This window comes from Protofrankia sp. CiP1_Cm_nod4 (assembly GCF_982290645.1).
Genome location: NZ_CEVIVC010000038.1, coordinates 21,920 through 39,437 on the forward strand (window position 1 = coordinate 21,920; position 17,518 = coordinate 39,437).

The following is a 17,518-nucleotide window of genomic DNA, read 5'->3' on the forward strand; positions in this document are numbered from 1 at the left end:
TATGGTCGCCGTCAGTCGTGGGACGGCGTACCCTCCGCCAGCGCGGCGGCGAGCAGGAGGCGCAGGGCCGTGCGTTCCTGGGGGTTCAGCGTGTCGAGGATCCTGTCCTCGACGGCGTCCATCCCGCGTTCGGCGGCCGTGAGGGCGCTGCTGCCGGCGCGCGTGCGATAGACGAGGTGGCGCCGGCGGTCGGTGGGATCGCGCCGGCGTTCCACCCAGCCCGCGCGCTCGACCTCGTTGAGGAGCAGCACGAGGTTGTTCGCGTCCAGGCACAGCACATCGCCGAGATGTCGCTGGGGGACACCGGTGTCCTCGCTGAGATGGTTGAGGATCACGAACTGCTTGAGCGTCATGCCGAGCACGTCGTCGGTGGCCTCCCGGTACACGCGCCGGGCGAGGCGTGTCAACAGGACGATCAACCCTGAGGTGGTTGCGGCGACGCTCATGATTCCAACGATCTTATCATCGTGGTGTCAATATTGATTCGTTGATAGTCAACGGTATAGTGACTATTCCATGAGCGACATCATCGTTCCGGCTCCGGTCACACGCTCCCGCTCGCGGCGGCGATGGCTCGCCCTGCTCGTTGCCCTCACGGCGCAACTAATGATCATTCTTGACTCCAGCGTGGTGAACGTCGCGCTGCCCGTCATTCAGAACGACCTGCGCTTCAGCCAGGCCGACCTCACCTGGGTCGTCAACGCCTACATGATCAGCTATGGCAGCTTCCTGCTGGTCGCCGGCCGGCTTGGCGACCTTGTCGGCCGGAAGAAGGTCTTCCTCGCCGGCATGGCGCTGTTCACCGCCGCCTCGGCCGCCTGCGGGCTCAGCGACGGGCAGGAGTTCCTGATCGCCGCCCGTTTCGCGCAGGGCCTGGGCGGAGCGCTGGCATCGGCGACCATCCTCGCGTTCATCGTCACCGACTTCCCGCAGCCACATGAGCGGGCCCGGGCGATGAGCGTCTACCTGCTTGTCACCGTCAGCGGCGGTTCGCTCGGCCTGCTGCTCGGCGGTCTCCTCACGCAGGCCCTGGGCTGGCACTGGATCTTCGTCATCAACATCCCGATCGGCCTGCTCGCGTTGCCGGCCGCGGCCGTGTTCATCTCCGAACGCCCCGGCAGCGGCCTGCGGCAGGGGGCCGACCTGCCAGGTGCCGTCCTGGTCACCGCGGCGACGCTGATCGGCATCGACGCCATCGTGCAGGCGGCCGAGTACGGCTGGCTCTCGGGGTACACCCTTGGCCTCGGCGCGGTCGCGGTCGCGCTGCTCGGCGCATTCGCCGTCCGTGAGTCGCGCACGTCGAACCCGCTCGTTCCGGTACGGATCCTGCGGCTGCGCAGCCTCATCGGTTCCAGCGCCGTACGCGCGGTCGTGGCCGCCGGCATGTATGGGGTGTTCTTCTTCGGGGCGCTGTACCTGGAACAGGCCCTCGGGTACGACGCCGTCCACACCGGGCTGGCGTTTCTGCCGCAGACCGTCATGGTGGCCGTGCTCTCCGTCGGGATCACCGCCCGGCTCGTGTCCGCCTTCGGACCCGAGCGGGTCCTCATCTCCGGGCTGATTTCCATGATCGCTGGACTGCTGCTGCTCGCCTGGTCGCTCGGGGGTGAGCGCGTCGACTACTTCCCGGGGCTCTTCTTCGCCTTCATCCTGGTCGGGCTGGGGACCGGCGCGGTTTTCATGCCCCTGCTGACCATGGCCGTGGCCCAGGTCGCGCCCGCCGACGCCGGCCTGGCCTCGGGGATCGTCAACGTCTCCATGCAGATCTCCGCCGCGGTCGGCCTGGCCGCGCTGGGGACGCTGTCCAGCAACCGGACGGCCAGCCTGCTGGCCGACGGCCACAGCCAGCTCGCCGCGTTCACCGGCGGCTGCCGTCTCGGGGTGCTCACCGGCGCGGGATGCGTGGCGTTCGGCCTCCTGCTCGCCGTCACCGTGCTGCGCGCTCCCCGGAGCGGACGGAAAACCGCGGGCATCCCGGCCCAGCAGGCCAACGAGCCCACCCTGCCCGAACAGCCGGTCTCGTCATCGTGACGGTTCTCGTCCTTGCATCTCGTCCTCGTATTTCGTCCGCGCAGCTCGTCATCACGGTCCTCAGCTCCGTGGCTCTCATCCCCACAGCGCCCGGGCGACGGCCGTCCCGAGGACGGCGGCGCCGAAGGCGGCGAGGACGCTGCCGGCAACGTTCGCGGCGGCCAGCAGCCGGGCGCCGTCCTGCGCCAGCCGCAGCGTCTCGTAGGAGAACGTCGAATAGGTGCTCAACGCCCCGCACAGCCCGGTGCCGACCAGCAGGCCCACCCGGGCGGGGGCGGCGCCGGCCAGCACCGCCCCGCCGACCAGGCCGAGGACGCCGCTGGCGACCACGTTCACGGTGAACGTGCCCCAGGGGAAGAGCGTGTCGTGGCGGGCCTGCACCGCCCGGTCGGTCAGGTAGCGCGCCGGGGCGCCGACCATCGCCCCCGCGATCACCAGTAACCAGCTCACCGGTCCGCCGCCCGGCCGGTGTAGCGGATGACCTCGACCTCGTCGATGATCACCAGGCCTTCGGTGACGAGCTCGTCCAACTGGGGCAGGAACGCGCGGACCCGTGGCTCGTCGTCGACGATGACCACCGCCGTCGGCAGGTCCTGGCTCATCGACAGCAGCCGGGTGGTATGCACGACGGAGGAGGCGCCGAATCCCTCCAGGCCGCGGAACACGCTCGCGCCGGCCAGCCCGGCGGCATGGGCGCGATGCACGATCTCGGTTGCCAGCGGACGGTGATGCCACATGTCGCCCTCGCCCACGAACACCGTCAGCCGCAGTGCCCGCCCGGTCAGCCTCATCGCTTCCACCTCACTATCCGTGATGGTCCAGAGTGGTCGTCGGCGGTCGTCAGCGGCCGTTCCAGCGCACTGTCAGTGATCGTCCCGCCGTGGACGCCAGCCACACGGCGCCCAGCGCCAGCGCCGCGGTCGACGTCAGGTAGGCCAGTGCCGTCCCGGCCCGGCCGGCGTCGACGAGCCGCTCGGCGTCGACCGCGTAGGTGGAGAAAGTCGTGTACCCGCCGAGGACACCGGTGCCGAGGAAGGGGCGTAGCAGCGGATGCGCCGCGGGCAGCTCGGTGATCGCCGCCATCAGCAGGCCGATGGCGGCGCACCCCGTGGTGTTCACCAGCACCGTCGTCCACGGGAAGGCGCCGGCCGGGGCCGGCCAGAGCAGCGATGCCGCGTAGCGGGCACACGCCCCCGCCGCCCCGCCAAGCGAAATTACCGTCAGTAATAAAAATAGCCCCTGGCGCGGCTTCGGGTGTGGCGCTGGAATGTACGAATCCACGCCAGGATCGGCGGATTTGACGACTTTCCGTGATGGGGTGCTGTCCATACGCGCCTTCCTGGCTGGATAGCCTCCTATGCGGCCGGGTGCCACCAAGGTGGACGCCTCTACGCTTGTCGTTCCCGAACCCGCCGGAATCGGAGCATGCCCTGTGTGGACATACCACGACGCCCGATCGTCACGGGCGTTGCGCCTGGTGGTCATCGCCGCGTTGTGGCTCGGCGTGGTCGCGGCCTGCGGCGAGGAAGCCGGGCCGTCCGAGCCCGCCCCGCCCCCGGCGCGGGCTTCGGGAGCGGCGGCGAGCCCGCCGTCCCCGCGGTCGCCCCCGCCGTCGTCGACCGCCGTCGGCGGGGGCGGCGGGGCACAGCCGGTGAACGTGTACGCCGCCGCCGGGGCGAACCAGCTCAGCCCCGCCGTCCGCGGGGCCAGGCAGCTCGTCTATGTCCCGAACAGCGACAGCGACACCGTGGACGTGATCGACCCGGCGACCTTCCAGGTGGTCGACCATTTCGTGACCGGTGGCACTCCGCAGCACGTCGTCCCGTCGTGGGATCTGTCGACGTTGTACGTGACCAACAACACGGGTAACAGCCTCACCCCGCTCGACCCGGCCACCGGGAAGATAAAAGGGCCGAACATCCCCGTCGCCGACCCGTACAACATGTATTTCACGCCGGACGGGAAATACGCGGTCGTTGTCGCCGAGGCGCTGCAGCGGCTGGACTTCTACGACCCGAACACCTGGGAGCTGCGCACCCAGGTGAAGGTCGACTGCCCCGGCGTCGACCATGTCGACTTCGCCGCCGACGACTCCTTCTTCGTGGCCACCTGCGAGTTCTCCGGCAAGCTGGTCAAGGTCGACCTGCGGACGCTGTCGGTCGTCGGCTACCTGGTGGTCGGTGGCATGCCGCAGGACATCAAACTCGATCCGCGGGGCGAACTGCTCTACGTGGCCGACATGATGGCGGACGGCCTGCATATCATCGATCCGGTGCGGTTCCAGAAGATTGGTTTCCTGGCGACGGGCAAGGGCGTGCACGGCCTTTACCCGAGCCGGGACGCGACCGTGATGTACGCGTCGAACCGCGGCGAGGGCTCCATCTCCGTCATCGATTTCGCGACCCGCCAGGTCCGGCAGAAATGGCAGCTCCCCGGCGGCGGCAGCCCGGACATGGGCGGGGTGTCCGCCGACGGTTCGGTGCTGTGGCTGACCGGCCGCTACAACAGCGAGGTCTACGCGATCTCCACCAGGGACGGCGGCCTGCTGGCCCGCATCAAGGTCGGCCCCGGCCCGCACGGCGCCTGCGTCTGGCCCCAGCCCGGCCGCTACTCCCTCGGCCACACCGGCATCCTGCGCTGACGCGGCCGGCTCGCGAGACGGCCGTCGCCGCCGGGAAAAACCGGGAAAAGCCGAGAAAAGAACGTGTAGTGGACGGACGAGGTCACAGGGTGACCGACGCGGCGACGGGCGGGGTGCGCAGGGCGTGGAGGGTGGGGAGCAGGGTGGCGGACAGGGTGAGCGCGGCGGCTGATCCGGTCACCGCCAGGTAGATCCACAGCGGGCCGTGCGGCAGCGGCGAACCGCTGACCGCGAGGCTGAACGGCACCAGCGTGGTGATCGACACCAGCGTGCCGAGCATGATGCCGCCGGCGACCACCAGCACCGCCTCGGCGCTCATCATGCGCAGCACCTGGCCGTGGGTGGCGCCGGTCAGGCGTTGTACGGCGAACTCCCCACGACGTTCGGCGGTGGCCACGATCAGGGTGTTGACCAGCGAGAGCACCGTGTAGCAGATAATCATGAAGGCCAGCAGGTAGTTGATCCACATGCCGGTCCGCTCCTGCTGCGCGTGCGCCGAGCGCAGGGCGTCCTGGCCGGCCGCACGCAGGCCGGGATGGCCGGCGGCGAAGCGGGTGAGGGCCGCGAGGAGCGTGCCCGGTTCAACGTCGGGGGCGGCGCGTACCAGGATCTCCTGCGCCAGGCCGGTCCTGGTGTGCGGGGCGACGAGTTCGGCGGGCGCCAGCATGGTCTCGAACCCGTGGCGCGCGGTGAACAGCGCGACCACCTTCGCCGCGACCCTGGTGTTGTCGCCCAGCCACAGGGGCACGGTGTCACCGAGCCTGTAGCCGAAGTGCCGCGCGCTCGTCGTGGCCAGCGCCACCGTGTCGCCACGCATGTCGGCCAGGGTGCCGGCGGTCAGCGCGACCGGTGCGGTGCGGTCCGCGCCGTCGGCGGTGATGCCCCGCAGCGGCACGGTCTCCCGGTAGCCGGTCTCCGCGACCTCCTCGCTCTCCAGGTAGCCCTCGCTGTTCACCACCGCGCTGGCCTGGCCGACACCGGGCAGCGTGCGCACCGAGCGCACCAGGTCGACCGGGAAGCCGCCCGCGGTGGCGGTGAGCGCGGCGTCGGCGCGCAGGTTCTCGGTGTAGGCCCGGTCGGCGGCCGCGGACTGGGACGTCTGGAGGTACAGCAACGAGGTGGCCAGGCCGGTGGCAAGCATGACCGGTATGATCATGCCGGCTGTCCTGACCCGCCGTGTTCGCGCGTTGAGCAGGGCGAGATGGCCGGCGAGCCCGCACATCACACGAAGCGGTACGTACAGCACCGCTACGATCACTCTGGTCAGGCCGGGGCCGAGCAGCGCGAAACCGGTGGCCCACAACATGGCGGTCGGGCCGGCGGTGCTCGCCGCGACCGGGCCCTTCATCACCAGCGCGGTCACCAGGGTCAGGGCCATCCCGCCGGCCAGGAACAACACCGCGAACAGGATGCGCGGCCAGCTCACCCAGCGCCGCCGCAGGCCGGCCTCGACCAGCGCCTCGGTCGGCCGGGTGCGGGCCGCGGCCCAGCCGGCCGCCCAGGCGGCGAGCAGCGCGGTCAGCACGCTCACCGCCGAGCCGGCCAGCGTGGGCACGAAGCCCTGGTGGAACACGATCGCCGGGGTGGCGACACCGCCGTCGGTCAGCTGGCCGAACAGGAACCGCCCGACCGGCTCACCGAACGGGTAGGCGGCCAGGGTGGCCAGCAGGCCGAGGACCGCGGTCTCGCCGAGCACCAGCCGGCGCAGCTGGCCAGGGGTGCAGCCGATCGCCCGCAGCAGCGCCATCTCCCGCTGCCGTTGCTGCACGGAGAGGCCCAGGATGCCGGCCACCACGAAGACGGCCACCAGCACCGCGAGCCCACCGAACACGCCGGCCAGTACGATCATCGTCTCGCCGCCGTCCGCGGCGTCGGCGAACTCGGCCAGGCCGCGCTCGTTCCCGGTCAGCAGTATCGCGGGCGTGTCCTTCAACGCTGTTGCCAGCGCGTCGCGCAGCTGCCCGCCCCGGACGCCCGGCGCGGCCAGCACGCCGATCGCGTCCACCCGGTCGGCCGCGGGCACGATCCGGGCGACGTCGGGCTCGGCGAAGAACAACGCGCCCGCGGCCGGCCGCTCCGTGGACACCACACCGCTGACCCGGAACCGTGCGGGGACGCCGCGTACCACGACGTCGACCTGGTCGCCGACATGGACGCCGGCCCGTGCCGCGGTGGCCGCGTCCACCGCGACCTCGTGTTCGGCCGGCGCGGCGCCGTCGCGGACCCGGTATCGGCCGAGCGCGCTCGACGCCCAGGCGTGCCCGATCCGCTGATCGCCGTCGGTGACCGGTGTGCCGTCGCGCAGCGGCGCGGCGGGGAACGAGAGGTCCGGCACGGCATCGGCGACGCCGGGCACCGACCTGATCCTGGCCACCAGCGCGGCGTCCAGCCGGACCGGTTCCGGGTGCGACTGGTCGCCGGTGACCACGACATCGGCGGCGACCAGCCGCTGCGGCGGGACCGCGGTACGGATCCCGGTCTCCATGAGGCCGCCACAGGCCATCACCAGCACCGCGCCGAAGGCCAGCGCGGCGAACGACGCGGCGAAGCCGCCGGCGCGGTACCTCAGCGTCCGCAGGGCCAGGAGCGGCATCAGGACACCTGCCCGGCCGGCGTCCTGCCCCGCGCACCGAGCTTGGTCATCTGCTCGGCCAGTGCCTGTGCCGTCGGCTGGAGGATCTCGCCGACGAGCCGGCCGCCGGCCAGGAACACCACCCGGTCGGCGTGCGCGGCCGCGACGGGGTCGTGCGTGACGATCACAACGGTCTGGCCGCCGGTGCGGACCGCCTGCCGCAACAGGTCGAGGATCTCCAGGGACGTGTAGGCATCCAGCGCGCCGGTCGGCTCGTCAGCGAAGATCACCGAGGGCTGGGTGATCAGCGCTCTGGCGATGGCCACCCGCTGCTGCTGGCCGCCGGACAGCTCACCGGGCCGGTGCCTCCCGCGCTCGCCGAGCCCGACCCGCGCCAGCACCGCGTCCACCGTGCCTCGCCCGGGCCGGCGGCCGGCAAGGCGCACCGGCAGCGCGACGTTCTCCGCCACGGTGAGCGCGGGCAGCAGATTGAACGCCTGGAAGACAAAGCCGATTCTTTCGCGACGCAGAATGGTCAGCTCGCGTTCACCCAGGCTGGTGATCTCCCGGCCGTCCAGGGTCACCGATCCCGAGGTCGGGGTGTCCAGCCCGGCCGCGCAGTGCAGGCAGGTGCTTTTACCGGAGCCCGACGGGCCCATCACCGCGGTGAAGGTGTGGCGGCGGAACACGATCGACACCGAATCCAGCGCGACGACGCCGCCCCGGGAGCTGCCATAGACCTTTCGGACGGCATCCAGGCGCACGACATCGTCCGCCGCGGAACCGCGGGATGCGACCACAGTGTTCTGCTCCCCTGGTTGGATTCAGGTTCCCAGGAATTCTTTTTCATATGCGGACGCCCCGGTCCGGACTTACCTGTCCAGGTGAAGAGGCGCCAGGGAGAGAGGTCCAGGTTCGGTGAGCATGCGTCTGGCGTCGGCCAGTGGATCGACCGGCGGTCGCAGCAGCATCGTGGCGACGGCGCGGTGCAGGCGGGCGGCGGCGACCACCAGATAGGCCAGCAGCACGCACAGGACGGCGAATCCGATGGCGGCGAGCAGCGCGGTGGACAGGTCGTCGACCTTGATTCCGGTGCCGGGCCCGTCGTCCGGGAAATAGCCGAGCTGTACCCCGTGCTCGCCCGGAATAGACCAGTACCACAGGGGCAGGAGAGCCCCGGCCACACCGGCGATCCAGAGCAGCAGGGCGGTCAGGTCGAGTGCGAACAACAGAGGATAAAGCAGAATCAGATACACGCAGTCGCGTATCGTGGCCGGATCGGTCCACCGGGTCCTGGCCTGAGCCAGGATGCCGGGTTTCAGGACCGGCCGATAGGCGTTCGGGATGCGCCATCCGGCCAGCCCGGCGCGCAGCCGCTCGATCTGGGCGCAACCGCGGATGATGCCGGCCGCACCGACCAGTACCGGCACACCGAGCCAGAAGATGCCGGTAGCCGCGGCGACCGAGAGAAGACTGAGGCAGACCGCGAACAGCACGGTGCCGACCAGCAGGTATCCACCGAGATATCCGGCCGCGATCCACGGCGCCGAGGAGAGCGGGAGACGGATCGGATGCCGGCCGTGGCGCAACGGATCATTTTGTGGACTGGTCATCCGACGCTCCGTAGCAGCTCCTCGACCGCCGTGAGTCGTCTGGTCAGCCCCGCAAGTTCGGTTCTCAGCGTTTCCTGGTTGGCTACCGCCTGTTCGGCGAGCTTGCGGTAGCCGGCCATGGCCACCGCGTCGGCGCGGTGTTTCTGCAGGCTGAAGTACGAGACAACGCTCGCCGCGATGCCACCGATGACAATCAGCACGATGGCGATCGCGACCACGCCCCCGAACATGTCAGACTCCTTTCAGGTCATCTTCTCCTCCGGCGCCGGTCTCCTGGTCCTCTCGGAGCGCGGTGAGGATCGTGTCGGCGGTGAGCCGCAGCTCGAACGGGACCAGCTCGAAATGCTTCATCGCCTTGCCGTTCTCGGACAGTTCCAGGTGCCCGATCACCAGCTTGGCCTTCTCCAGCCGTTCGAGGTGCATGTACAGCAATGGGCGGGACAGGCCCAGCCTGCGGGCCAGTTCGCTGACGTGTACTCGTCCGGCGGCCAGTTCCGCGAGGATGCGTAGCCGCTGCGCGTGCCCCAGCGCGGTGAGCACGACGAGAAGCTCCTCGCTGTTCAGCGATTCCCCTCCCTGTCATGCCCATCTTTCACCTGTCAGAAAATACTGACAGGTGTCATGCGGCGCCGTCAACCCCTGGCGGTGAGTCGGCCTGGATCAGGTTTCGGTCAGTGCCGCGTCAGCGGCCGGACCGGTCACCAGGCTGGCCGCTGCCGGCATCGCCGCCGAGCCCTCCAGCGCCACCGCGATCTCCGCCGCCCACCCGCGCCCCTGCCTCCCGACCGGCCGCGCACACGCCGACCGTCCCGCTGGCCACCGGATACAGCCCCGGGGTTCCCCCCGCCCCTGCCCCCATCCCTGACGCCTCCGAAGTGTCGGGAACCATGAGATCGAGGGTGAAAGTGGTCGCTGTAGCAGCCACTTTCACCCTCGATCTCATGAACGCAGGCATGTTCGAGCGGACGCTCACCGGCCAGCCGCGGGTCTTCGAGTGTCAGCCGTGCCGTGGTGTGTGGGGGTGGTGGAAGATCAGGGCAGCCGGCACAACGGTTGTCCGGTCAGGTCGGCGATCAGCTCGAAGTCCTGGTCGCGGTGCAGGACCGTAAGCCCGGCGGCTTCCGCCGTCGCCGCGATCAGCAGATCGGGAACGCCTGGGGCCCGGTGGCGGCCGGCCGTGGCCAGCAGGCCCTGGACCTCGTAGGCGCGCCGGGTCACGGTGGCCGGCGTGTCCCAGTGGATGACCATGCGCGCGAGAGGCAGGGTGCCGAGAAGCTGGGCGTGTTCAGCGCCGTTACGGGCGGAATATCCCACCTCGAGCAGCGTGACCGCGCACACGTGCACCAGACCTTGATCGACTCGCTGTGACCAGACGGGCTCATCGGGATGGGTCGGTATGCGGACCATCGCCGACTTGTCGATGAGCCAGCCACCTGTCACGACCGGACCTGTCACGACCGGACCTGTCAAGACCAGGCTCCGCGCATCACGTCCTCGTCGGTGAGGTCCGAGATCAGCCCGCCCAGCCGCGCCCAGTCCGTCCGGGCAAGCGGGGGACGCGCGTCGCGGGATGCCCGCTCGGCTTCGGCGGCAAGCGTGCGGCGCAGGTACTCGACACGCGAAATGCCGGCCCGGGCGGCGGCGGCATCAAGCTCGGCAAGAACCGTGTCGGGTACGTCGCGCACCAGGATGTCGGCCACTAGTGTCACCTCGCAGGTCTGATATCAGATTCTTCGCTCATGATAGCATGATCGATTACGTGAGATGATCATTGAAGGTCCCGTCCCGGCCGGCCGGCGGGGCCAGACGCGGGCCATTGCCGCTGGTGCTCGAATGGCGCGGCGGTGCGATTTCCTGCCCCGTAATGCGGTTCGATCCGTCCGCCAGCCTTCAGGCTTGTCCGTGGCGCCAGCCGGGTCTGGCGTGGGCGTCGTCGCCACTCAGCCAGCAATGCATGCAATGCCAGCATTGGATTGCTGGAAGGGGCGATCAGGTGGGCCGGACCTGGAAGCCGACCTCCCATGCGTCCTCGGGCTCCTCCTCGATCCGGGCTTTCCACGTGTAACGGCGACCGGGAGTCAGAGGAAACGGCGTCATATTGATCGCGAGGGGTGCCGTAAGGGGGGAGCCCTTTGCCGCGCCGGCCGTTCTCCCTACTTCCACCCGGGCTTCCACCTTGATCGGCTGCGGTCCGACCGGTCCTGGCAGGACGACGGGAGAGCCATCCTCCTCGTGAAGCTCAAGATGGAGGGTAAGCGGCCTGTTGCCATGATCCCATGGGACCTCGATCAGCATGCCGATCGCAGCAGGGAAGGGGCCGGGGCCTGCAACATTCCAGCCACCGCCGAGGATGTAGAGCTTCCCTTCCGACACCTGGGCGGCATCGCACAGGATCATGGTGACTTTCATGCGACAGCGGCTCCTGGCGCCGGGGAGCGAAGCGTGACGGGGCCGCGCAGAATACGGACAAATGACGTAGATGCCGCCGTCGTGCCGGCGTCGGCAGAGAGCAGGACACGGTCAGAGCCCTTCACATGCGACTCGCTCAGCACGGTGGGGGTGGGAAACCGGTTTCCACGAGATGAGTCAGAGGTTTCGCCAGGTGGCGTAGCCGCGTGCCGTCGCCGCTCGGTTGTGGGCCGCATGGGTGCCTGCCTGCCGGGCGCGGACGGTCCACAGCCCGGCCACGTGGCAGGCGAAGGCGGTCAGGGCATCGTCGGATACGCCGGCCCAGCAGGTCAGCCCGGCCGCCCACCGCTCGGCCCGCTCCGGTGAATGCCCGGCGCCGACGAGGCGGATGATCAGGAACGCGGCGTCCACCATCCGGCGCCCTGGGCCGGCCAGCCCCAGTCGACCACCCGGATCCGATCGTCCGCGATCATGAACTGGTGGGCGTGAAGGTCCGTGTGGATCAGCCTGTCCCCCGCGACAGCTTCGCTGACGGCGCTCGCGTGGCGGGCCGCCGCCGCGATATCCCAGCCGGGGAACGTGTCCGCTGGCAGCGCCTTCAGTTCCGCCCACGCCTTCCCGTTGCGCCATCGCTCGGAAAGCGGACGTAGATTATCGCCGGGCCGGCGGGCGATGCTGTCGACGACGGCACCGACGCGGGGCAGGTCGGGGGAACCGGGCGCGAGGTTCGCCGGCCGGCCGACGATGTGCTCGAAGCCGACCAGCAGCCAGCCGTCGAGTTGGCAGGCGAACCGTGTACTGGGCGCGATACCGGCGGCCAGGTGCCCGTAGGTGTGTTCGTTGCGCAGCCAGCGCGCCCGGCGGCCCTCGCCATGGACGGCCTTGACGAACAGCCGCTCGTCGTCCGTGTCGACGACGGCGGCGAGGTCGCAGCCGTCCCCCTCATCTACCGCGCTGGTGGAGATGATGGGTCCGGTGTGCGCCTCGACCGCGTCGCGGACCTGTGTGGGCAGGTCGTTCCATTTCATCGGAAAGATCGGCTCCGTCTACCTGAGGATGCGGCCGTCCTTGTTCTCGTCGCCATCCCTGCCGCTTGCCGAGCACTCGTCAGGGTCGCACCTGGCGCTCGTCAACCACAGCTCATGGTCGACGACGTATCCAGCTTGCTCGATGAAGGTGATCGTAGAGGCGTGCCTGGTTGGAGCGGTTGTGAGGTTGGGCGGCGTGTCGTCCGGCACGTGGTGGATGAAGTGGCCGGCGATCTGCCGGCAGAACAGCGAGTACTCCTTGGTGTGCAACAGGAAGGTGTGCCAACCCATGTCCACGGTGTGGCTGGGCCTGTGCGGCGTCTCGAGGTCCGTGCCGCACGCGGCGAGGAAGGCGAGAGACTGGTCGATGACTCGCTCCGCGTACTCGCGGTCGACAAGATGATCGGCCGCGAGCCGGGCGGACAGCCGGTTGAACAGCTTCGGCGCGACAAGGTCGCGGCCTCTGCGGGTGACGACCGTCGTTGGCGTGGACATGCTGCTCTCCTCTACCTATCGCTGTGGTAGGCGCAGACTCCCGGCGACTTGGTCGGCGGGGATGCCGCCGAAGGCGGGCGCCGAAGAGAAGCCTGTCAGTACAACTCTGCTTACTGAACGGACGTAGCGGCGTATTCTGCTGGCGCGCGGCGTCATGTCTGGGACGCTGTGGGTGAGTATCCAGCGGCAGGGGTGGTCAGACCGGTGACGGAAACAGGCCTCGGGGATCGACTTGCGCAGGTGCGCCGACGGCGGGGACTGACCCAGGAGGAACTGGCGGAACGGTCCGGAGTTTCGGTCGCTGTGATCAATAAACTGGAACAGGGACAACGGGATAGCGTCCGGGTCGCGACTCTGCACGCACTCGCGCGTGGACTGGATATCCGGACGGCTGAGCTGTTCGAGGGAGCCGCTTACATGGACGACACGGAGGAACACGGGAGAGCGGCGCTGCTGCCCCTACGCCGGGTTCTGGAGCCGAGTCCGGCAGAGCGGCTGGACCCGGCAGCGCCTGTTTCGGCGGTGACGCTGCGCGCGATGGTCGAAGACGCGGCGCGGCTCTATAACGACTCGCGGCTGAACGAGGCCGTCACCGAGCTTCCCGCTGTACTGACCGCGGCTCGTGCGGCCGCGGCGGAGGACGACGAGAGCGACGGCATGGAGGCCAACCGGCTCCTTGCATCCGCGTACATCATCGCCGGCTCCGTGCTGATCCAGCTTCGGTACGAAGACCTCGCCTACGGCGCCCTCCGACAGGCGGGAGAGACAGCGGAGATGGTCGGCGACGACGTCATCCGGGGATCAACCGCCTCATACCTCGCGTGGATCTTTCTGCGACAGGGTCGATTCGCGGATGCGGAGAACACAGCCGTTCAGATGGCAGAGGAGATCGAACCCTCATTGACGAGGAGCACTCCCGCGCACATCTCGGTGTGGGGACGGCTGCTGGTCAGAGCTTCGGCTTGCGCGGCGCGCAACAACCGGCCGGAGCGTGCGCGTGATCTACTGAACCTGGCCCGGTCAGCCGCCGTACGCGTGGAACGGGACCGGCTCGACTACGGCGAGTACTTTGCATCCTTCGGCCCGACAACCGTAGCCACGATGGAGGTGGAGATGGCGATGACCATTGGCGACGCGGCACGCGCGCTGGCGCTGGCGCTGGCACGCAATGTGCCGCCCACCACGCACATTCCGCAGTCGACTTGGTCCCGTCACCTGCTTGCCGTGGCCGAAGCGCAGACAGCGGTGCGGGAGTACAACGCGGCCATCCAAACTGTCGGCCAGCTTCAGGGGACGGCCCCTGAGTGGCTGCGTAACCAGCGGCTTGCACACCAGATAGTTCGCGATCTTCTTGACGCGGCGACCGTCCGGCGCGCCCGAAAGGTCGGCCTTGCAGGGCTTGCGGCGTCTATGGGCGTGCGACCGTAGTTACAGACGCCACCGACGAACCGGACAGTGGAGATGGCCTGGGTACACCGCTGGGTACATGACGATCACTTCGGGGTCGGGTCAGTGACGAAGGCCCAGGTCAGGAGGGAGCCGGCGAGGGGATTCGAACCCCTAACCGCTCGATTACAAGTCGAGTGCGCTGCCAGTTGCGCCACGCCGGCCGGTCCGAGGACGCTTCCTAGCGTAGGGCATCGGGGGAGGATCACGCGCCTCGGGGCCGAGTGATCGTTGGGACGCCGGTCGCGTCACCGTTCTGCCGCCTGCTGTTGACCGTACCGGCGCCGCTGCCGGGGGTTGAGGCTGCCGAGGGCTGACAAGGTGCCGGCCGGGGATGCGCCGCCTGTGGGTGACCACGCGTCCCCGGTCGTGAGGGGTGAGGGCTGCTGCGTCGGGAGCGCGTCCCGGGATGGTTGGTCAGGAGTAGACCGTGAGCATCGGGCCCGGTTGCGGGGTGTTGTCCGTCCCGAGTTCGATGTCTGCCGCGCCGTTGTCCTGCCAGAATGCGACGGCGCCTCGTACGTCCTGGTTTTCTATCAGGTCGGTCAGGCGTTCGTAGCGGGCGAGCGACTGCCGGATGAGCTGCTGCCCGGCCGCCTCGGGAATTTTCCGCAGGACGGCTTCGTGCTCCTTTCGGAGAAGGGCCGAGACGAGTTCCGCCATCAGGATCAGAGTTCTGTTGTGGGATGACCGCACGACCAGGATGCGGAATTCGGCGGACGGCCGGGAGAAATCGAGAATGCTGCGTGAGCGGGCGGCGGCCAGCAGGCAGTCGCGCATGCCCCGCAGGTCCGATCCGCTCCGGTGGGCCGCCGCCAGCGCCACCGCGCCCGGTTCCATCACCGCCCGTGCCTCGAGCAGGTCCCGGACGGAGGTGCCCTGCATCTGCAGCCGCAGGCCGGCCTGCCGGGCGAGCACCCGGGTGTCCGGCTCCTGGACGAGTGGCCCCAGGTGGGAGCCGCGCCGAAGGACGATCAGGGACTCGGACTCGAGGATGCGCAGCGCCTCGCGCATTGTCGGCCTCGCGACACCGTACACGTCCATCAGCTCGCTCTCCGGCGGGAGATGCTCGCCGGGCCTGACCTCGCCGCGTGCCATCCTGCCCCGGAGGTCGTCGGCGACCAGCTCGGAGAACTTGCTGAACCTCGGCCCGCGTTCCGGCCCGAACATATTGACAGCCCTTGTCGTCCTGGCGGTTCTCGTCGTCCTGACAGCCATTGTCGCCCGCCTCCTCGCTGAAGCGTGAGAAGCCATGCTAACCGCGGAAGAGTGTCATGATCCGGCGCGGCCGGATTCTTGTGAGGCCGCCCACGCCGTGTGAATCCACCCACACCGGTGTTCGCTGGCCATTGTTTTGGGTTTCCGGTAGGTTGGCGAGCTGACCGGGCGCCGCGCCGTCACCGCTGGCTGACACATCGCCGTATCCACGCTGCCACCACGGATGACGGTTTATGTACCACTGCCGGTTGGGGGTGGGTAGGGAGTATTAGAGTGCTGACGCCGCCATTTCCGCGCCGCTGACGTGACGGCCCGGGATATCCGGGCCCACGGGCTGGTGTATCCGTCCGGTGGTGGCCGGTGTATCCGCCCGGGGGTACCGACGGTGTGCGAGAGGATGCGAGAGGAGAGGCCACGAAATGGAGTGGGACGAACCGTCGCCCGCTGTCGCCGCGTCCCGCCTCGGGCATTCGATCAAGCGGGCCGAGCAGGCGCTCATCCGGGAGAAGACCCGGGCGCTGCGTGACGTCGGCCTGTCCGTCCCGCAGTACACGGTACTGCTCACCCTTGCCGGCTCGCCGGGGCTTTCCGGCGCCCAGCTCGCCCGCCGATGTATGGTCACGCCCCAGTCGATGGCGAGCCTGCTGCTCACGCTCGAGGCGAAGGAGCTGATCGTGCGTGAGCGGTCGGACGTCCACGCCAAGGTCTTCCAGTGCCGGCTGACCCCCGCCGGCCGGACGCTGCTGGACCGGGCGGACGCCGTCGCCCTCGCGGTCGAACAGCGCCTCACCGCGGTCTTCACCCCCGCCGAGTCGGAGGAGTTCCGCTCCCTGCTCGAACGGACCGTCGCCATCCTCGACGACGAGACCGGACGCTCCGCCCCGGCCGTGTTGCCCGCATCTGCCGGGCTGCCCGCATCTGCCGTGTCGTCCGCACCCGCCTCGACAGCGCACTGGTCACAGGTGGTCGGCCAGTAGCACGGTAGGCCGGCGGCACCGGCCGGCTTCGGGCCAGGGGACGCGCGGGAGGCGGCTCAGAGCGGGAGGCGGCTCAGAGAAGGTGCGCCGCCGCCGCGTCCAGCCGGCGGCGGCGGGCTATCTCGGCCAGCGCCACGCCCGCGGCGACCCCGGCGTTGAGCGACTCGACATCCCCGGCCATCGGGATCCGCACGGTCAGGTCGCAGTGCTCCCCGACCAGCCGCGACAGGCCGCGGCCCTCCGAGCCGACGACCAGCACGAGCGGGTCGGAGGCCATCTCCAGGTCGTCCAGGCTGACCTCGCCGTCCGCGGCGAGCCCCACCACGAACAGGCCGGCCTGCGCCCAGCCGGTCAGCGCGCGCACCAGGTTCGTCGCCCGCGCCACCGGCAGCCGGGCCGCGGTGCCGGCCGACGTCTTCCAGGCCGCCGCCGTGACGCCGGCCGCCCGCCGTTCGGGCACCACGACCCCGTGCGCGCCGAACGCCGCCGCCGACCGGACGACCGCCCCGAGGTTACGCGGGTCGGTCACGCCGTCCAGAGCCACCAGCAGCCCGGGCGGTGCTTCCTGAGCGCGGGCGAGCAGGTCGTCGGGATGGGCGTAGCGGAACGGCGGCACCGACAGCGCCAGCCCCTGGTGCGGCGCGGAACCGCACAGCCGGTCCAGCTCGCCGCGCGCGACGTCCGCGACGGCCACCCCGGCGGGTGGGGCCAGCCGGCGGGCCTCGTCGAGGCGTTCGTCGTACTCGGTACCGGCGGCCACGTAGAGGACGGACGCGGGGACGCCCGCCCGCAGCGCCTCGACCACCGCGTTACGGCCGACCACCAGCTCCTCGGGCTCGTCGCGGTCCCCGCGGCCGGCGGAGCGCCCGCCGCGGGCCGGGCCGGCCCAGGCGGATCCAGCCGGGCGGCCCTGCCGTGGCGCACGGGGGCCGCCGCGGGCTGCGGCGTCACCGGCCCGGTCATCACGGGCCCCGGCCCCGGCCCCGGCGCGGGCCGGGCCGGGCCGGGCGGATCCAGCCGGGCGGCCCTGCCGTGGCGCACGGGGGCCGCCGCGGGCTGCGGCGTCACCGGCCCGGTCATCACGGGCC

General features: G+C 70.0%; 21 protein-coding genes and 1 tRNA gene. 4 read left to right on the forward strand and 18 right to left on the reverse strand.

Features of this window, described 5'->3' with window-relative positions; genetic code table 11:
- Positions 1-11: 11 nt before the first annotated feature.
- The gene (locus tag AC5LSR_RS09835) at positions 12-446 is read right to left on the reverse strand and encodes a MarR family winged helix-turn-helix transcriptional regulator (RefSeq protein ID WP_250284192.1); all 435 of its coding nucleotides are present in this window, start codon (positions 444-446) and stop codon (positions 12-14) included.
- A gap of 70 nt (positions 447-516) precedes the next feature.
- Between AC5LSR_RS09835 and AC5LSR_RS09840 the strand changes: the two genes are divergently transcribed.
- Entirely contained in the window at positions 517-2,031 is a 1,515-nt protein-coding gene (locus tag AC5LSR_RS09840) for an MFS transporter (RefSeq protein ID WP_250284193.1), read from the forward strand.
- Positions 2,032-2,106: 75 nt separating this feature from the next.
- Here the strand turns inward: AC5LSR_RS09840 and AC5LSR_RS09845 are convergent, their stop codons facing one another.
- The 3 genes from AC5LSR_RS09845 to crcB are packed head-to-tail and all read right to left on the reverse strand — an operon-like array spanning position 2,107 to position 3,516.
- Positions 2,107-2,481 carry a fluoride efflux transporter FluC gene (locus AC5LSR_RS09845; protein ID WP_250284196.1) on the reverse strand — a complete coding sequence of 125 codons (375 nt, stop codon included), beginning with the start codon at positions 2,479-2,481 and terminating at the stop codon, positions 2,107-2,109.
- A complete protein-coding gene (locus AC5LSR_RS09850; protein WP_250284197.1) occupies positions 2,478-2,822 on the reverse strand; it encodes a DUF190 domain-containing protein in 345 nt (114 codons plus the stop codon). The genes AC5LSR_RS09845 and AC5LSR_RS09850 overlap by 4 nt, the downstream gene beginning before the upstream one ends.
- Before the next feature lie 49 nt (positions 2,823-2,871).
- Complete coding sequence (gene crcB / locus AC5LSR_RS09855; protein ID WP_493468374.1) at positions 2,872-3,516, reverse strand: fluoride efflux transporter CrcB; 645 nt, start codon at positions 3,514-3,516, stop codon at positions 2,872-2,874.
- Between crcB and AC5LSR_RS09860 the strand changes: the two genes are divergently transcribed.
- Entirely contained in the window at positions 3,464-4,672 is a 1,209-nt protein-coding gene (locus AC5LSR_RS09860) for a YncE family protein (RefSeq protein WP_250284201.1), read from the forward strand. The two genes, crcB and AC5LSR_RS09860, sit on opposite strands and share 53 nt — an antisense overlap.
- An 82-nt stretch (positions 4,673-4,754) precedes the next feature.
- Here the strand turns inward: AC5LSR_RS09860 and AC5LSR_RS09865 are convergent, their stop codons facing one another.
- The 11 genes from AC5LSR_RS09865 to AC5LSR_RS09915 all read right to left on the reverse strand — a co-directional run bounded on the left by AC5LSR_RS09865 (position 4,755) and on the right by AC5LSR_RS09915 (position 12,789).
- Positions 4,755-7,265, reverse strand: coding sequence for an FtsX-like permease family protein (locus AC5LSR_RS09865; protein ID WP_250284204.1), 2,511 nt, complete (start codon positions 7,263-7,265; stop codon positions 4,755-4,757).
- Positions 7,265-8,044 carry an ABC transporter ATP-binding protein gene (locus tag AC5LSR_RS09870; RefSeq protein WP_250284206.1) on the reverse strand — a complete coding sequence of 260 codons (780 nt, stop codon included), beginning with the start codon at positions 8,042-8,044 and terminating at the stop codon, positions 7,265-7,267. Before AC5LSR_RS09870 ends, AC5LSR_RS09865 begins: the two co-directional genes overlap by 1 nt.
- 72 nt (positions 8,045-8,116) lie before the next feature.
- Entirely contained in the window at positions 8,117-8,857 is a 741-nt protein-coding gene (locus AC5LSR_RS09875) for a sensor domain-containing protein (protein WP_250284208.1), read from the reverse strand.
- Positions 8,854-9,087: a hypothetical protein gene (locus AC5LSR_RS09880; RefSeq protein ID WP_250284210.1), complete on the reverse strand. Its 234-nt coding sequence runs from the start codon at positions 9,085-9,087 to the stop codon at positions 8,854-8,856. The genes AC5LSR_RS09875 and AC5LSR_RS09880 overlap by 4 nt, the downstream gene beginning before the upstream one ends.
- Position 9,088: 1 nt before the next feature.
- Complete coding sequence (locus AC5LSR_RS09885) at positions 9,089-9,397, reverse strand: ArsR/SmtB family transcription factor (RefSeq protein ID WP_250284213.1); 309 nt, start codon at positions 9,395-9,397, stop codon at positions 9,089-9,091.
- A gap of 492 nt (positions 9,398-9,889) precedes the next feature.
- Positions 9,890-10,312, reverse strand: a complete 423-nt coding sequence (locus tag AC5LSR_RS09890; protein ID WP_250284215.1) for a PIN domain nuclease — start codon at positions 10,310-10,312, stop codon at positions 9,890-9,892.
- Positions 10,313-10,323: 11 nt separating this feature from the next.
- On the reverse strand, positions 10,324-10,557 hold the full coding sequence (gene vapB / locus AC5LSR_RS09895) for a type II toxin-antitoxin system VapB family antitoxin (RefSeq protein WP_250284218.1): 234 nt from the start codon (positions 10,555-10,557) through the stop codon (positions 10,324-10,326).
- A gap of 289 nt (positions 10,558-10,846) precedes the next feature.
- Positions 10,847-11,266 (reverse strand): DUF6941 family protein, encoded by a 420-nt coding sequence (locus AC5LSR_RS09900; protein WP_250284220.1) that lies wholly within the window; start codon positions 11,264-11,266, stop codon positions 10,847-10,849.
- Positions 11,267-11,443: 177 nt separating this feature from the next.
- Positions 11,444-11,680: a hypothetical protein gene (locus tag AC5LSR_RS09905; RefSeq protein ID WP_250292777.1), complete on the reverse strand. Its 237-nt coding sequence runs from the start codon at positions 11,678-11,680 to the stop codon at positions 11,444-11,446.
- On the reverse strand, positions 11,659-12,294 hold the full coding sequence (locus tag AC5LSR_RS09910) for a hypothetical protein (protein WP_250292774.1): 636 nt from the start codon (positions 12,292-12,294) through the stop codon (positions 11,659-11,661). The genes AC5LSR_RS09905 and AC5LSR_RS09910 overlap by 22 nt, the downstream gene beginning before the upstream one ends.
- Before the next feature lie 18 nt (positions 12,295-12,312).
- Positions 12,313-12,789 (reverse strand): glycine-rich domain-containing protein, encoded by a 477-nt coding sequence (locus AC5LSR_RS09915; protein ID WP_250292771.1) that lies wholly within the window; start codon positions 12,787-12,789, stop codon positions 12,313-12,315.
- A 204-nt stretch (positions 12,790-12,993) separates the two neighbouring features.
- On the opposite strand from AC5LSR_RS09915, the gene AC5LSR_RS09920 reads away from it, so the two are divergent.
- Positions 12,994-14,217: a helix-turn-helix domain-containing protein gene (locus AC5LSR_RS09920; RefSeq protein WP_250292769.1), complete on the forward strand. Its 1,224-nt coding sequence runs from the start codon at positions 12,994-12,996 to the stop codon at positions 14,215-14,217.
- Between the two features lie 109 nt (positions 14,218-14,326).
- Here AC5LSR_RS09920 and AC5LSR_RS09925 read toward each other — a convergent pair.
- Positions 14,327-14,399 (reverse strand) — tRNA-Thr (locus AC5LSR_RS09925).
- Between the two features lie 253 nt (positions 14,400-14,652).
- Complete coding sequence (locus tag AC5LSR_RS09930; RefSeq protein ID WP_250292766.1) at positions 14,653-15,405, reverse strand: FadR/GntR family transcriptional regulator; 753 nt, start codon at positions 15,403-15,405, stop codon at positions 14,653-14,655.
- Positions 15,406-15,872: 467 nt separating this feature from the next.
- Here AC5LSR_RS09930 and AC5LSR_RS09935 point away from each other — a divergent pair, with 467 nt between their 5' ends.
- Entirely contained in the window at positions 15,873-16,430 is a 558-nt protein-coding gene (locus tag AC5LSR_RS09935) for a MarR family winged helix-turn-helix transcriptional regulator (RefSeq protein ID WP_250284227.1), read from the forward strand.
- Between the two features lie 73 nt (positions 16,431-16,503).
- Here the strand turns inward: AC5LSR_RS09935 and rlmB are convergent.
- A partial coding sequence (gene rlmB / locus AC5LSR_RS09940) for a 23S rRNA (guanosine(2251)-2'-O)-methyltransferase RlmB (RefSeq protein WP_493468375.1) occupies positions 16,504-17,518 on the reverse strand: 1,015 nt, incomplete at its 5' end.